We start from the raw sequence: 684 nt of genomic DNA, 5'->3' as shown, positions 1-684 counted from the left end.
CGAAGCGGGGACCGTCATCTGACGACCGAACTGGCCGCCACGCTGGCAGCCGCTCCCCTCGCCGGCGGCGTACAGGCGCTGGGCATCCACTACTTCTCCAAGCACGGCACGCACTGGTCCTGCTGGGCGGTGTGGCTGCGCGACCATGTTGCCGGGGCTCTGGACGCAGGCCCGGGCCAACCGGTCGCGCCGCCGGCCGACAATGCCGCATTGGCAGCCGTGCTGGACATCTACAACCTCACCGCCCGATAGCCTCAGGCCCCATTCGCCGCGAGCCCTCTGGCCGGCGCCCAGCGGCCCCATCTGGCTCGTCGCCGAAGGCGTCCGCACCGACGGACACCCATCCCCCGCGGTCGCCGCGACACACCTCGCGCGGACTACCCACCGAGCGCGGGATGCGGTAACTTCGGTAACTAGGAACGTTTCCCGTTACCTGTTACCCGTTACCGTCTCCCCGAACCGGAGGGGCTGTCATGTCGACGTCGGAGAAGATTGCTCGCGCCTATGGGGTGCTCCTCGCGCGGGGCGAGAAGGTCACCGTGCGGGTCGTGCAGCGCGAAGCGGGGGTGCGGATCGGCGAGGTGGCCGCGTGGATGCGTGAGCATGCCGGCGGGGCGGCCGGGGATGTGCCGGCGGCGCCGGATTTGTCGGAGGCGATGTCGGCGATGGTGGCCTCGGTGTGGG

At 70.6% G+C, this 684-nt stretch carries 2 pseudogenes; both read left to right on the top strand.

Annotated elements, in window-relative coordinates:
* A pseudogene (locus HMPREF3086_RS19090) lies at positions 1-252 on the top strand (hypothetical protein); the annotation flags it as partial.
* 221 nt (positions 253-473) lie between these two features.
* Positions 474-684: pseudogene (locus HMPREF3086_RS14380) on the top strand (hypothetical protein); the annotation flags it as partial.

The sequence above is a fragment of the Dietzia sp. HMSC21D01 genome (genome assembly GCF_001815995.1).
Taxonomy (GTDB): Bacteria; Actinomycetota; Actinomycetes; order Mycobacteriales; family Mycobacteriaceae; genus Dietzia; species Dietzia cinnamea.
Note: the sequence above shows the minus strand (reverse complement) of the source record. Positions and strands in the feature narration are given on the sequence as shown.